Origin of the sequence: Plantibacter flavus (assembly GCF_900177615.1) — a bacterium.
GTDB classification, from domain to species: domain Bacteria; phylum Actinomycetota; class Actinomycetes; order Actinomycetales; family Microbacteriaceae; genus Plantibacter; species Plantibacter flavus.
Genome location: NZ_FXAP01000001.1, coordinates 470,713 through 484,901, shown reverse-complemented (window position 1 = coordinate 484,901; position 14,189 = coordinate 470,713). Strand labels below are relative to the sequence as shown.

Below are 14,189 nucleotides of genomic sequence, written 5' to 3'. Positions count from 1 at the left end.
CGACGGCGGTCGGGAACGGCCCTGCCCTACAATCGCGGTGAAGGCCAGACGCCGGGTCGAGAACCCGGTGCCGACGTGCGGAGGGTTCGGGATGTTCGGTTCGAAGAAGAAGCTCGACGATCTCATGGCGCAGCTCAGGCCTGACCTGAGTCGGGAAGCACTGGGCGTCGGGCCCGCATTCCCCGGCGTCGCCCCGAATCCGATCCTCAGCGGAGATGCTCGCAAGCGGAACGCCGAACTGCGCACGGGGACGCTGGCGCTCGGTGTCCTCGTCGACTGGCGGGAGGTCAACAACAATCCACGCCTGGTCCTGATGCTCGACGTGGAGACCGCCGACGGTGTCTCGTTCCGCGGGATCGCCGACGAGAGCGTCACGATCACGGAGCTCACTCGACTGGCCCCCGGACAGACGTTGCCCGTGCGCTACCGCCCGGACGTCATGGACCACTACGTCGCCCTCGCGCGCGACGCGGACCCCGCGCTGGTGCAGCAGCTCTCGGACGAGATCGCGAGACGCAAGCGGCGCTGATCCGATCGCCCGCACCGCCCGGCTCGCGACGATCGCGACCCGCTCGTCGGGAACGGCTCAGCCGGCGTCGGTGGACCGCTCGACCGGCAGGCCGCTGGCCGCCCACTCGGAGATGCCACCGGTGACGTTCACGGCGTCGTAGCCCTGCTGCTCGAGGTAGCCCGTGACGCGGGCGCTGCGACCACCGGAGTGACACATGACGTAGACGGTCTCTTCGCGAGGGACCTCGTCGAGGTGGTCGAGGAAGGTCGACATCGGCAGGTGCCGTGCACCGGGCACGCTGGCGACGGCGACCTCGTCGGCTTCGCGGACATCGATGATGACGGCCTGCTCGAGCTTGCTCAGTTCGTTTGGGGTGATCTCCTGCATCGTTTCAGCCTACCGTCGAGGACGTGCGGCCGGGCCGGAAGATGCGGCGGGCAAGCGTGAGGGCGAGGTAACCCGAATACCTCGCCCTCACTTGAGGCGTCTAGCAACCGATCGACCAAGAAGCTTGCGGCTTCCGGGACCGGCTCACGGGTGACGCCCCCACCTCGAAGGTAGCGGACTGGAGGCACCTTGCGTGACGCAACACCGCCGTGTCGCGTTCGCGTCGCCCGTTTTGTGCACCCCGTTCAGGGGTCAACGCCCGAGGCATCGTTGTCTCAGTGCGCGCTGTCGGGATCGCGAGGGATGTGGAGCTCCCCCGGGTCGACGTCGACGTCGCCGGTGTCGTCCGGACCACCGGTGCCCGGGGCGACGTTGATCATGCCGGAGGCGATGTCGGGATCGCCCACGACGGGCTGCCCGTCGTCCTGCTTGGCCGCCGTCTCCGCCTCGCTGGAGGGGCTGTACGTGCGGTCCTTGCTCGTCTGCTCGTCGTCGTTCAGGGCCTGGTCGTGGTCGCTCGGAGTACTCATGCTGAGCACGCTAGTCGCGCTCCCTCGCCCGGCAGGGACCCTTGCAGGATCGAGGCGAACGTGCAGACCGCTCAGTGCAAGCGGCGGAGCGACGCCGACGCGATGACGGGTCGTGCGGCCTCGACGTACGACGCCAGCGTCTCGCGGAGCGCCGCAGCGTTGTCGTCGGACAGGTCGATCTCGTAGTTCTCGCCGTCGATGCCGAACCGGACCGTCTCCCCCAGCCCGCGGGGGATGTCGGAACCGTCGAGGTCGTCGACGAGCGTCGTGATCGTGCGGGTAGCCATGCGTCCATCCTTCCATGCCAATTGGAGTCGCCGTGGTCGATGAGGGGTAGCGCTGACAGCTCGAGGCGCTGACCGTCACGAATGACGAACAGCCTCCCGCGATCGTCCCAGGGGATGCGCGGAAGGCTGTCCGCCTTCTTCGAGCGGTCGCTCTGCCGGTTAACCGACCTTCATGATCTGTGGCCACTCACCACCCATGTAAACCGCGCTGAACACCGATCCGACGGCCACGTCAAGAGGCTTCTTGGACCAGCCTGCAGTGGTCGCCGACACCTGGAAGAGTTGCCCGCCCTCATTGAGGACGACCTGCGGCCACGTGCCGGAGACCTTCACCGCAGAAACCTGACCTGCGCCGAGGATGCCGGTGTTGGCCTTGTGCCAGCCGGACGTGTCGCCGTAGATCTGCCAGATGTACCCTCCGTCTGCCGACATCACCTGCGGCCACGTGCCACCCAGGTACGCGGCCGAGATGTCAGCGCCGACAGGAATCCCCGTGGAGGCCTTGTGCCAACCGCTCGCGTCCGCCGTGATGTGGAAGAGCGTGCCGCCTTCGGACAGCATGACCTCCCCCCAGACACCGGTTCGGTAGATAGCAGACACGGTGCCGTTCGCACCGATCTCCGTGCTGTTCTTCACCCAGCCGGTCGCTGCGGTGGCAGTGATCTCATACAGGATTCCGCCTTCGGTGGCGTAGATCTTCGGCCATTCCTCGCCGGTATCGACGACCGACATCGACGTGGTGTTCAGCGGTACGCCGGTGTCACGAACGTGCCATCCGGCAGCGTCACCCGTCACTTCAAACAGGCGCCCTTCCTGACTGATGTAGCTTCGGGGCCACTCGCCACCCATGTTGATGGAAGTCAGAGCATCAGGAGCGAGCGTCAGATTGGTGTCGCCACTGCTCCAACCCTGGGCCGTTCCGGCGACCTGGAAGAGCGTACCTGCGCCGTAGTCGCCGGAACCACCGGTCGGACTACCAAGGACGTCACCCGTCGAGGGCAGCGCGACGTGGATGTGATTGCAGAAGTCATCGAAGCGCGAGGTGATCCGTGTCAGCGCGACGTCGCCGCTCCCGCAGAGACTCTGGCCGACGGTGGTGTCCACCGGGACGAACTGGTCGAGGTACTGCAGGAACGGTATCGACTCCGTTCCACCGGAGAGGACCGTTCCGCCGACCGATGTCACATCGACTGCCAGTCCAGGGTCGGCACAGTGGGGCGATTCGTAATCGGTCGGACAGGTCGGATCCTGCTCCACTCCCGGGCACGACCGGTTGAGGTCGCTGATGGTCAGTGAGCCGTAGTCCTGAAGCGTCAGGACCATCACCTGCAGGATGCGCGTGTCCACCCGGCATCCGATCGTAGGATTCTGGCCGGCTGCGACCGGAGCGATGATGTTGTCCACGACTCCGCTCGAGATCGAATCGAATGTGCCCGCCGCCTGTCCATCCATCAGCGCTTGAGCGAGCACTTGACGATCGGACGACACCGTCGCAGCGGACGCGCTCGATATTTGTCCGACCGGATTACCCGCCGCCAACAGCCCCACGAGTGCGGCAAGGGCGACGACGCGCCCCAATTTCAGTTTCTTCATCGTTCCCCCAACGATCTTCGGCCGCGATGCCTCTGTGCACAACCGACCTCCTGCAGCCTAACGAGACCCGGCCTGCGTGTCCTCGGGGCAGCCCCTGCCTGTGATCGACGCCGTATGAATATGAAACACGAAGGATGCCGAGGAGCCGATGCAGCGCGTCATTAGGCCGAGACAGCCGCGGCTGTCGTCGATCCTCACGGGGTCAGTCAACGCAGCAGCGCCGTTCGACACCTGGCAATGACCGTACCCCCGGTGGGGTTCGAACCCACACTGCGGCGATTTTAAGTCGCCTGCCTCTGCCAGTTGGGCTACGGGGGCGTGCACCTCATCGTATCGAGGCGTTGAACGCCGAGAGGCGCATGCCCCGGCGGACCGGATGACATGCGCCTCTCGAGGAACGGAGCTGGGCTCCGGACCGGACTACTTGTTCGCGCTGACTTCCTCAGCGGGCGTCGCGTAGGCCTGCTCGTCGTCGGCACCGGTCGGGGCGCCGGTGCCAGCAGGAGCCTCGGCAGCGGGGGCCTCGGCGGCGGGCGCTGCGGCCTCGGCCGGGGCGGCCTTCGGCTTGCGCTTCACGGGAGCCTTGCGAGCGGGCTTCTCAGCCGCTGCGGGAGCCGCCGGAGCTGCTGCGGGGGCCGCAGCGTCTGCCGGGGGCTTCGGGCGCGACGCGAAGGTCTCGAAGGCCTCACGCGGCGTCTGCACGGCCGACAGGGAGACGATGTCGCGTCCCAGCCAGAAGTTGTTCCACCAGCCACCGAACACGCGGAACTTGCGCTCGAAGCTCGGCATGGCCAGCCCGTGGTACCCGCGGTGAGCGAACCAGGCCGGGAGGCCCTTGATCGCGAGGTTGCCGGACTGGAAGACACCGACACCGATACCGAGACCGGCGACCGCACCCATGTTCTTGTGGAAGTAGTTCTTCGGCTCCTCGCCACGGAGGACCGCGGTGATGTTCTTCGCGAGGAGCTTGCCCTGACGGACGGCGTGCTGAGCGTTCGGCACGCAGAAACCGCCGACGCCACCACCACTGAGGTCGGGGACGGCGGAGACGTCGCCTGCTGCCCAAGCACCCTCGACGATGTCGTCGTCGGTGCCGACGCGGAGGTCGGCGCGGGTCTTGATGCGACCGCGCTCCTCGACGGGCAGGTCGCCACCGCGGACGACGCCCGGGTTCGCCATGACACCGGCGGTCCAGACGATGAGGTCGGACTCGAACGACTCACCGGTCGAGAGCTCGATCTTGCCGTCGACAGCCGACTGCAGCTGGGTGTCGAGGTGCACGAGTGCGCCGCGCTCGGCCAGGTTCTTGAGGACCCAGTGGCTCGTCTCGATCTTGACCTCGGGCATGATGCGACCCATGGCCTCGATGAGGTGGAAGTGCGTGTCCTCGAAGGACAGCTGCGGGTAGAACTTCAGCAACGAGCTCGCGAAGGAACGCAGCTCGGCGAAGACCTCGATACCGGCGAAGCCGCCACCGACGACCGTGAAGGTCAGGAGGCGGTCGCGCTCGGGCCCGGCCGGCAGGTTCGCGGCCTTGTCGAAGTTGGAGAGCACGCGGTCGCGGATCGCGACGGCCTCTTCGATGGTCTTGAGACCGATCGCGGTGTCGGCGACACCGGGGATCGGGAAGGTGCGGGAGACGGCTCCGGCGGTGACGACGATGATGTCGTAGTCGACCTCCCAGGGCTCACCGACCTCAGGCGTGATGGTCGCCTTCTTCTCGGCGTGGTTGATGCCCGTGACCTTGGCGGTGATCACGTTGGTGTGCTTCAGGTGGCGACGCGGCGAGACGACCGCGTGACGCGGCTCGATGGAACCGGCGGCGACCTCCGGCAGGAAGGGCTGGTAGGTCATGTAGGGCAGCGGGTCGACCATGGTGACTTCGGCCTCACCACGACGAAGCTGCTTCTCGAGCTTCCATGCGGTGTAGAACCCGGCGTAACCACCACCGACGATCAGAATTTTGGGCACGGCGAACGATCTCCTACGTCAAGACGATTGGTTCAGATGAGTGTCTGAGAATATCGGAACAGAGTACTACTTCTGCAGCACCCGCTTGAAATGCCTGGTAGCGCCTATGACACCGAGCGTGACCAGGCTACCAGTTCCGAGGAGGAGCGCCAGTGGCAGCGACCCGTAGAGCAGGGTGCTCGGCGTCGGGAGGAACGGGTTGGCGCGCACCTCGACGGCCTCGTTCTCCGGGATCGCCGGGGGTATCGGCTCCGGTGTCGGCGAGGGCTGCTCGGCACCCGGGTCGGGATCGGGGACCTGCGGCGCCCGTCGGTAGAGCGTGATCCAGTCGGACAGCTGCTGCTCCGGCGAGGTCGCCGCCGGACCGACGGTACCGCTCACCGCCTTCGCGGCGTCGATGAGTCCTGCGCCGTAGATGGGGCTCTGCGCGGAGTCGCCCACCTGCTTCGCCGTTGCCGTCACGCGCTTGATGGCGTCGGCGGCACTGAGCTCCGGCCAGGCGGAGCGGACGAGGGCCACGAGGCCGGAGACGATCGGTGCCGCCCCGCTCGTCCCCTGCCACTGCACGTAGGACCCGGCGGGCGTCACCCCGACGAGTTGCTCGCTCGGCGCAGCGACGGCGATCGTGATGCCCTGGCTCGAGGCGTCGAAGCTCGCCGACCCCGTGCGGTCCACACCGGCGACGGTCAGCACACCCGGGATCGTCGCCGGAGCACCGACCTCGACCGTCCCGCTCCCCCGGTTGCCCGCTGCAGCCACCACGACGACGTCGTGCGAGAAGGCGTAGAGGAAGGCGTCGTCCCAGCTCGTCGGCCAGTCGAGACTGTTGCGCGTCAGCGACATGTTGATGACGTCGGCACCGTTGTCCACCGCCCACCGGACGGCGGTCGCGATCTGATCGTCCCAGGGGATGACGGCCGACCCGTCGGAGCCGAACCCGACCGAGACGGAGAGCAGGCGCGCCTCGGGCGCCACGCCGATGACCCCGGCACCGCCCGTGCGACCACGTCCGGCGATCATCGAGGCGACCAGCGTTCCGTGCTCACTCCCCTCGGAACCCACCGGTGTCCGGCCGTCGGGACTCCCGAGCCCGGAGACGTCGACGCCACCCGCGACCGCACCGGTCAACTCCGCCGGCCCGCTCGCGATACCGGTGTCGATCACGGCTACGGTGACACCGGCGCCTTTCGTCTTCTCCCACGCCGTCGTGAAGCCGTAGTCGCCGAGCCAGTACTGCATGTCGCGCACCGTGTCCGCCGACGCCGGGAGCGCCTGCGTCCCCACGAGCAGGAACGCCAGGAGCACCGTGGACAGCGCCGACAGTGCACCTCGGAGGCCGCGCGGACGACGACGGTCTCCGCGTCGCGGTCCGTCACTCCCCCACAGGCGACCCCCGTCGCGTGCGGGGCCTATCCCTGCCCCGCCTGGCCGTCCGCGCATGCGCACACCTCGGGGCTCCAGCTCGCGCGGTCGAGCGCGAGGTCGCCGATGGGGTTGACGCCCGGACCAGCCGCGAGGGCGTGGCCGACGAGCGCGTGGAGGCACTTGACCCGCACCGGCATGCCGCCGGCGGAGATCCCGTCGATCTCGGCGACCTCTGCGATGGAGGTGCGGTCGGCGAGGTAGGACGTGTGCGCGGTTGCGTAGTCGGCACGGACCGCTTCGTCCTCGGCCAGGAGCTCGTTGTACTCGTTCATCACCTGGGTCGCCTCGAGCGAGGACACCGCGGCCGTGGCGGCCGGGTGGGTCAGGTAGTAGAACGTGGGGAACGGCGTGCCGTCGGCCAGGCGAGGAGCGGTGGAGACGACCGTCGGGGCGCCGCAGACACAGCGCGCCGCGATGCCGACGACGTTTCGGGCAGGACGTCCCAGTTGCGCCGACACGATCTCGACGTCGCGCTCGGAGACGGGGCCGAAGGGAGGGGTGCTCATGGTTCCATTATCGCCGGGTTCGCCACTGCGTCCGGACGTCAGCCGCCGGCGGGAGGCGTCGTCTGCGCGGGAGCAGGGGTCTCGGTCGCGACCGGGGCCGGCGAGTAGCCGGTGGCGACGAGCGAGGACAGCAGGCCGTCGAGCCAGTCGGACTGCGAGTCGACGAGCGTGTCGCTCACGGGTGCCTCGGTGGTGGGCAGCGAGGCCGGGTCGACGTCGTTGATGATGATGTAGCTGACCTCGCCGGGCAGGGCGTAGAACAGGCGGTCGCGCGCCTGCGTCATGACGTAGCTCTGATCGTTCCAGCGCTCGCGTTCGGCCTGCTGCGCGTCCACCTTCTTCTGGGTGTCGGCGACACCGGCCTCCAGCGCGGCGATCTGCTGCCGCTGCTCGAGGAAGGTCTTGAGGTTCGGCGCGAGGACGACGACCCCGAGCACGAGGATGCCGAGGAGCAGGACGCTGAACCCGGACAGTCGCAGACTCCGCAACCAGCCGCCGGCGTCCGACTGGCGTGCCGGGGCGGTCCGTGTCGAGCCGGTGCGCGAGCGCGGTGCCGAGGAACCGGCCGACGCGGATCGTGGGGCCTTCGTCGTCGACCGCGGGGCTGTGGCTGCGGAGCGTGCGGGCTTCGCGGTGGCTCCCGCCGGGCGCTTGGACGACGAGGAGGCGCGCTTGGCGGAGGCATCCGCGGAGCTCGACCGGGGCTTCGCCGCCGATCGCTGCTTCGACGACGAGGAGGACGCTGCTCCGCTGCCGGACGGTGTGGGCTTCGACTCGCCGCCGGCCGGCATCGATGGCTTCTTCACAGGCGCCTCCCGCACACGACGAAGGCTCTCAAGGGTGCCGATCGGCACCCCTGAGAGCCTTCAGGTGACGATGCTTAGGCGGTGAACCGGGGGAAGGCGCTGCGGCCGGCGTAGACGGCTGCCTGGCCCAGCTCCTCTTCGATCCTCAGCAACTGATTGTACTTCGCGACCCGCTCGCTGCGCGCAGGCGCACCGGTCTTGATCTGGCCCGCGTTCGTGGCGACCGCGAGGTCGGCGATCGTGGTGTCCTCGGTCTCGCCGGAGCGGTGCGACAGGATCGTCGTGTAGCCGGAGCGCTGTGCGAGGGAGACCGCGTCGAGCGTCTCGGTGAGCGTCCCGATCTGGTTGACCTTGACGAGCAGCGAGTTCGCCGCGCCCTTGGCGATGCCGTCGGCGAGACGCTTCGGGTTCGTGACGAACAGGTCGTCGCCGACGATCTGGACCTTGGAGCCGAGCTCGGGGGTGAGGTGGGCGTAGCCGGCCCAGTCGTCCTCGGCCAGCGGGTCCTCGATGGTGATGAGCGGGTAGTTCGCGACGAGGTCGGCGTAGTACGCGGTCATCTCGGTGCTGTTCAGCGCCTTGCCCTCGAACTGGTACGCGCCCTCCTTGTAGAACTCGCTGGAGGCGACGTCGAGGCCGAGCGCGATGTCGGTGCCGACCGTGAAGCCGGCCTTCTCGATGGCCTCGACGATGAAGTCGAGGGCCGCACGGTTGTGCTCGAAGTCGGGGGCGAAGCCACCCTCGTCGCCGAGGCCGGTCGCGAAGCCCTTCGACTTCAGCAGGCCCTTGAGCGTGTGGTACGTCTCGGTGCCCCAGCGGAGCGCCTCACGGAAGCTCGGAGCGCCGATCGGGAGGATCATGAACTCCTGGATGTCGACGCCGGTGTCGGCGTGCGAGCCACCGTTGATGATGTTCATCATCGGGACCGGGAGGACGTGGGCGTTGGCGCCGCCGACGTAGCGGTAGAGCGACAGGTCTGCGGAGTCCGCAGCGGCACGGGCGACCGCGAGGCTCGCACCGAGGATCGCGTTCGCGCCCAGGCGGCTCTTGTTCTCGGTGCCGTCGAGCTCGATCATGGTGTGGTCGACGAGGCGCTGGTCGTCCGCCTCGATGCCCTCGAGTGCCGGGCCGATCTCGTCGAGGACGGCGTCGACCGCCTTCTCGACACCCTTGCCGAGGTAACGCGCGGCATCGCCGTCACGCAGCTCATACGCTTCGAACGCACCGGTCGATGCGCCGGACGGGACTGCTGCACGGCTGACCGTGCCGTCTTCCAGGAGCACCTCGACCTCGACGGTCGGGTTGCCTCGGGAGTCGAGAATTTCGCGAGCGCCTACTGCCTCGATGAGTGCCACTGATGTTCTCCTTGTGGGGATTGGGACGTGGGACGGGTACGACGGCCGCCCGCGCTCAGTCTAGTGACATCGGCTGAACGGGCGCAGAGCCGCGGATCGTCGCCCGAGGCGCGGTGGTCAGCGGTCGAGCCGGAAGCTCGACACGATGCCGTGGTGGTCGCTGCCCTCGGCGTCGCCGACGGCGTTGTGGGTCGCGGTCATGCCGCGGACGAAGACGTGGTCGAGTCGCATGAGCGGTGTCCCGGCCGGCCAGGTGAGTCCGAAGCCGCCCTCGCTCTGGTTGGGCTCCGACACCTCGCTCTGGAGCGCGGCGAGCGCCCGGTCGGAGGCTGAGGCGTTGAAGTCGCCCATGACGACGATCCGATCGCGGGTGTTCGCCGCGACGGTGTCGGCCAACTCCGCGAGCATCACGTCCCGTTCGGCGTGGGCACCCGGACGCGCGGAGTCGGCGTGGATCACGTAGACGCTCACGGCTCCGGACGGGGTGTCGACGACGGCGTTGATCGCCCGGTACCAGTCGAGGCCGAGCTTCAGCCCGACCGAGTCGGCGATCGGATAGCGGCTCCAGAGACCCACCGTCCCCGTGAGCACGGAGTACGGGTACTGCTCGTCGAGCGTCGCGGCGAGCGGTTCGCGGTCGTGGTCCTCGATCTCCTGGAGCGCGATGAGATCCGCCCCACTGGCCTGGAGGGAAGCCGCGATGACCGCGGGATCGCCCTCCGGCCCGAGGTTCTGGCTGGCGACCGTGAGGGAGGCCTCGGCGGGGACTGCCGAGCGTGCGTCACCCATGGGGACGACGCCGGGGCCGAACAGGAAGGCCCAGACGAGCGTCGGCGCGAGGAGACCGATGACGGCGCCCGGCGTGCGGGCGACGAGGAGGACGAGGAAGAGCACCGGCAGCACGACCCACGTCCACGGCAGGGCGTTGTCCCAGACGAGTCCGAGGCCGAGGATGTCGGGGACGAGGGCGTGGGCGGCCGTCAGCAGGGCGAGCGGGACACCGACGGCCAACGCGAGCGTGGTCGCCCGGCGCCGCACGAGGCTCACCCGGCGGCGCGTCGAGCCGGTCGACTCCGGGGCGCGCTGCGGGCGCGCTGCAGGGGCCATGACGCTCATCGGGGGAACCAGTTCTTCGATCGGGGGCAGAGCAGACGGATCGCTTGAGGGAGGTGATCCGGCCGAATGCTCCATCCTGCACCGACGAGCTGGGCAGCGGCTCGGAAGCGCGCCGAGGAGCGGGAAGCGGGTGCGGGAAACGTCAGTCGAGCGCTTTGAACTCGAGCGACTCGAGGGTCGAGTCGGCCGAGACGAACGCGAAGGCGCCGAAGCCGGCTGCCGACACGCGATCGAGGAGGGCCTTGAGGTTCTTCACGCGGGCTTCGAGGCGCACCCGACGCCCCTGGGCGACGAGCTTGGCTTTCAACGCCACCAGCGTCACCGGAGGCACGTCGCGGTCGTGCACGAGGACGACGGCATCCGCGGCCGCTCCCGCGGGGAGCTCGATGAGGTCGACGATGCGCTCGAAGCCGATCGAGAACCCGACCGCCGGCACGTCCTGCCCGAGGAAGCGTCCGATCATGCCGTCGTAGCGACCACCGCCGCCGAGCGAGTACCCGAGGTCGGGGTGCGCGATCTCGAAGATGGCGCCCGTGTAGTACCCCATACCCCGCACCAGGAACGGGTCGAACACGAGCGGATTCGCGAAGGGGTCGGCCGGCTGACCCTGGAGGGAGGTGGCCGCGGCGACGGCCTTCCCGAGTGCGTCGAGCTCCGCGACGACGGCGTCGTCCGCACCGAGCGGCAGCGCCTTGCGGATCGCCCGCTCGCCGAAGGTGTTGAACTCCATCGTCTGCGGACGGGAGAAGAAGGCCGAGAGCGCGTCGACGGCGGTGGCGTCGACCCCGCGGTCGCGCAGCTCGGCGACCACGCCCTGCTGACCGATCTTGTCGAGCTTGTCGATCGTGATGAGCACCTGCGCGTGCTCGTCGGCCGGGAAGCCCAGCGACTCGAGCATGCCGATGAGGAGTCGGCGGTCGTTGATCCGCACGCTGCAGCCGCTGATGCCGAGCTCGGAGAGGGCCCCGAGGGTCGCGATGATGAGCTCGGTCTCGGCGAGGTTCGAGGACTCTCCGATGATGTCGATGTCGCACTGCACGAACTGGCGGTACCGGCCCTGCTGCGGCCGTTCGCCGCGCCAGACCGGCGCGATCTGGATCGAGCGGAACACCGGCGGGAGCTCGGCCCGGTGCGTCGCATAGAACCGGGCGAGCGGCACGGTGAGGTCGAACCGCAGGCCGAGGTCGGTGAGTTCGGTCTGGTTGTCCGCTGCGGCCACGATGGCCTCCGGGGTGAGCTTGCGCCGGAGGATGTTGAACGCCATCTTCTCGTTGTCGCCGCCGAGCCCGGAGTGCAGTCGGTCGTACTCCTCCACCACGGGCGTCTCGATCTCGTCGAAGCCGTGTGCAGTGAACACGCGACGGATGGTGCCCAGCGCGTGCTCCCGACGGGCCTTGTCGGCGGGGAGGAAATCGCGCATGCCGCGCGGCGGGTTCACTGGAGCTGCCATGCCTCAATTCTGGCATGGCGGGGGAACCCGCTCCGCGAGCTGACGCCTGGCGACCCCTCGCTCAGCCGTCGGTCGGGGACGCCACCGGACGCTCGGCGTCCTGCACTCGCGCGCTCAACCGACGGACGGCACCCCGGAGCGCCCGTTCCGCGTCGAGCCCGTTCGCCCGTGCTGCGGCCACGACGGCGAGGAGCTGCTCCCCCAGGGCGTCCTCGTCGTCCACGACATCGGCGTCGACCGTCGGGCCCACCCCGAGCGGCACGGCCCTGCCCAGCACCTTGTCGGCGAGGGCGAGCGACGGCATCCCCTGCGGGATCCCCTCGAGCGCACTGCTGCGCTTCGCCTTCTCCTCGGCCTTCGCGGCGTTCCAGACGCGCACCACGTCCTCCGGGGTCGGCGCTGCTTCGTCGCCGAACACGTGCGGATGACGGTGGACCATCTTGCGGGTGACGGCCTCCGCGACGTCGTCGAAGTCGAACGGCGCATCGGCGTCATGGGACGCGATCTCCGCATGGAAGACGACCTGCCACAGCACGTCGCCGAGTTCCTCGACGAGTTCGTCGCGCGTCCCGGCCTCGACCGCTTCGACGAGCTCGTAGCTCTCCTCGATGAGGTACGGCACGAGCATGTCGTGGTCGATGCCCTGCGTCCAGACGCAGCGGTCGCGGATCTGCCGCATGGCGTCGACGAGGCGCTCAGTGGAGGTGCTGCCGACGGGTTCGCTGCTCACCGACGGGCTCCCCACGGGCGGCGGTCGCCCGTGCTGCCGGTCCTCGAGATCAGTCGCGCGATCCGGTCGCGTGCTTCGGTGAAGGGCGGGTAGACGAGCGACAGCGTGTCCGGGGACAGCGGCTTGGAGAACACCGCCTTCGCGTGACTGAACGTGTCGAAGGAATGGCGACCGTGATACGCGCCCATTCCACTGGCCCCGACACCGCCGAACGGCAGACCCGGCACGAGGAGGTGCGCGGCCGGCACACCGAACGCCAACGCGCCGGAGGAGGTGTCGCGCGTGAACCGCTTCCGCGTGGCGCGGTCGTCGCTGAAGACGTAGAGCGCGAGCGGCTTCTCCCCCGCCCGGATGTGCGCGATGGCCTGTTCGAGCCCGGACACGTGGAGGATCGGCAGGATCGGACCGAAGATCTCCTCCTGCATGATCGACGCCGAAGCGTCGACGCCGTTCACGACCGTCGGGGCGATGTACCGCTCCGAGGCGTCGACCCCGCCGCCGAGGGCCGGCTCGAGACCGTCGAGCAGACCGCTGACCCGGGCGAAGTGCCTGTCGGAGATGATGCGGCCGTAGTCGGCACTGTCGGCGGGGTCCGGGCCGTAGAGCGCCGCGATCGCGTCGCGCAGGTACGGGACGAGCCGATCGGCGACCGACCGCGTCGCGAGCAGGTAGTCGGGGGCGACGCAGGTCTGGCCGGCGTTCATGAGCTTGCCCCAGACGATCCGGCGGGCCGCGTCCGCGAGGTCCACGGTGTCGTCGACGTACACGGGCGACTTCCCACCGAGTTCCAGGGTGATCGGGGTCAGATGCTCCGCCGCGGCCCGGGCGACGACCTTGCCCACGGCGGCGCCACCCGTGTAGAAGATGTGGTCGAACCGCTCGGCGAGGAGGGCGGTCGCGACCTCCGCATCGCCCTCGACCACCGCGACGGCACGGTCGTCGAGGTACTCCGGGAGGAGTCGTGCGAGCGCGGCGCTCGTTGCAGGGGCGAGCTCGCTGGGCTTCAGCAGGATGGCGTCACCGGCGGCGAGCGCCCCGATGACGGGACCGATGCAGAGCTGGACCGGATAGTTCCACGGGCCGATGACGAGGACGACGCCGACCGGTTCCGCCACCACCGAGGCCGAGGCCGGTGCGAGGGTGAGCGGCACCGCGACGCGTCGGGGCCGCACCCAGCGCTTCAGGTGCTTCAACGTGTGATCGATCTCGCCGACGAGGAGGCCGATCTCGGTGATCTGCGCCTCGGTGCCGCTCTTGCCCAGGTCGGTCGCCAGCGCCCGCTCGAGCTCGCCGCCGCGTTCGAGGAGCAGTTGCTTCAGCGCACGGAGTTGGCGGAGCCGCCAGGCGACGGGCTTCGTGGTGCCGCGGTCGAAGGTCTGTCGGAGCCGGGCCACGGCGTCGGCCACGACCACCTTCGGCTCCTGCTTCGTCCGGATGCTGGTCGCCATGGGTTCCTCCGACTCGACGGGATCGTGGGCACCAGCATACGTCCGTCCGCAGACCGGGGGCCCGGCCCGGTGAC

General features: G+C 69.0%; 14 protein-coding genes and 1 tRNA gene. 1 reads left to right on the top strand and 14 read right to left on the bottom strand.

All coding sequences use genetic code 11. The annotated features are described in order from the left end of the window. The first annotated feature begins 91 nt into the window (after window positions 1-91). Window positions 92-529 (top strand): hypothetical protein, encoded by a 438-nt coding sequence (locus B9Y95_RS02310; RefSeq protein WP_085510470.1) that lies wholly within the window; start codon window positions 92-94, stop codon window positions 527-529. A gap of 57 nt (window positions 530-586) precedes the next feature. On the opposite strand, the gene B9Y95_RS02305 is transcribed toward B9Y95_RS02310, so the two are convergent. The 14 genes from B9Y95_RS02305 to B9Y95_RS02240 all read right to left on the bottom strand — a co-directional run bounded on the left by B9Y95_RS02305 (window position 587) and on the right by B9Y95_RS02240 (window position 14,115). Then, complete coding sequence (locus tag B9Y95_RS02305; RefSeq protein WP_085510469.1) at window positions 587-898, bottom strand: rhodanese-like domain-containing protein; 312 nt, start codon at window positions 896-898, stop codon at window positions 587-589. A gap of 275 nt (window positions 899-1,173) precedes the next feature. Beyond that, on the bottom strand, window positions 1,174-1,428 hold the full coding sequence (locus B9Y95_RS02300; RefSeq protein WP_085511029.1) for a hypothetical protein: 255 nt from the start codon (window positions 1,426-1,428) through the stop codon (window positions 1,174-1,176). 71 nt (window positions 1,429-1,499) lie between these two features. After that, window positions 1,500-1,715, bottom strand: coding sequence for a histone-like nucleoid-structuring protein Lsr2 (locus B9Y95_RS02295; protein ID WP_085510468.1), 216 nt, complete (start codon window positions 1,713-1,715; stop codon window positions 1,500-1,502). Window positions 1,716-1,874: 159 nt separating this feature from the next. Then, the gene (locus B9Y95_RS02290) at window positions 1,875-3,308 is read right to left on the bottom strand and encodes a hypothetical protein (RefSeq protein WP_143736315.1); all 1,434 of its coding nucleotides are present in this window, start codon (window positions 3,306-3,308) and stop codon (window positions 1,875-1,877) included. A 244-nt stretch (window positions 3,309-3,552) separates the two neighbouring features. After that, window positions 3,553-3,626: transfer RNA gene (locus tag B9Y95_RS02285), tRNA-Leu, on the bottom strand. A 102-nt stretch (window positions 3,627-3,728) separates the two neighbouring features. Next, complete coding sequence (locus B9Y95_RS02280; RefSeq protein WP_085510466.1) at window positions 3,729-5,279, bottom strand: NAD(P)/FAD-dependent oxidoreductase; 1,551 nt, start codon at window positions 5,277-5,279, stop codon at window positions 3,729-3,731. A gap of 66 nt (window positions 5,280-5,345) precedes the next feature. Beyond that, on the bottom strand, window positions 5,346-6,719 hold the full coding sequence (locus B9Y95_RS02275) for a S8 family peptidase (protein ID WP_085510465.1): 1,374 nt from the start codon (window positions 6,717-6,719) through the stop codon (window positions 5,346-5,348). Next, on the bottom strand, window positions 6,689-7,210 hold the full coding sequence (locus tag B9Y95_RS02270) for a DUF501 domain-containing protein (protein ID WP_085510464.1): 522 nt from the start codon (window positions 7,208-7,210) through the stop codon (window positions 6,689-6,691). Before B9Y95_RS02270 ends, B9Y95_RS02275 begins: the two co-directional genes overlap by 31 nt. Window positions 7,211-7,248: 38 nt before the next feature. Then, the gene (locus B9Y95_RS02265; protein ID WP_085510463.1) at window positions 7,249-8,016 is read right to left on the bottom strand and encodes a septum formation initiator family protein; all 768 of its coding nucleotides are present in this window, start codon (window positions 8,014-8,016) and stop codon (window positions 7,249-7,251) included. A gap of 74 nt (window positions 8,017-8,090) precedes the next feature. Then, a complete protein-coding gene (eno, locus tag B9Y95_RS02260) occupies window positions 8,091-9,371 on the bottom strand; it encodes a phosphopyruvate hydratase (RefSeq protein ID WP_085510462.1) in 1,281 nt (426 codons plus the stop codon). Between the two features lie 117 nt (window positions 9,372-9,488). Continuing rightward, complete coding sequence (locus B9Y95_RS02255; RefSeq protein ID WP_148071495.1) at window positions 9,489-10,478, bottom strand: endonuclease/exonuclease/phosphatase family protein; 990 nt, start codon at window positions 10,476-10,478, stop codon at window positions 9,489-9,491. Between the two features lie 151 nt (window positions 10,479-10,629). Further along, on the bottom strand, window positions 10,630-11,937 hold the full coding sequence (gene hisS, locus B9Y95_RS02250) for a histidine--tRNA ligase (RefSeq protein WP_085510460.1): 1,308 nt from the start codon (window positions 11,935-11,937) through the stop codon (window positions 10,630-10,632). 61 nt (window positions 11,938-11,998) lie between these two features. After that, window positions 11,999-12,667, bottom strand: coding sequence for a nucleoside triphosphate pyrophosphohydrolase (locus B9Y95_RS02245; RefSeq protein ID WP_234993934.1), 669 nt, complete (start codon window positions 12,665-12,667; stop codon window positions 11,999-12,001). After that, the gene (locus B9Y95_RS02240) at window positions 12,664-14,115 is read right to left on the bottom strand and encodes an aldehyde dehydrogenase family protein (RefSeq protein WP_085510459.1); all 1,452 of its coding nucleotides are present in this window, start codon (window positions 14,113-14,115) and stop codon (window positions 12,664-12,666) included. The genes B9Y95_RS02245 and B9Y95_RS02240 overlap by 4 nt, the downstream gene beginning before the upstream one ends. Between the last annotated feature and the right edge of the window lie 74 nt (window positions 14,116-14,189).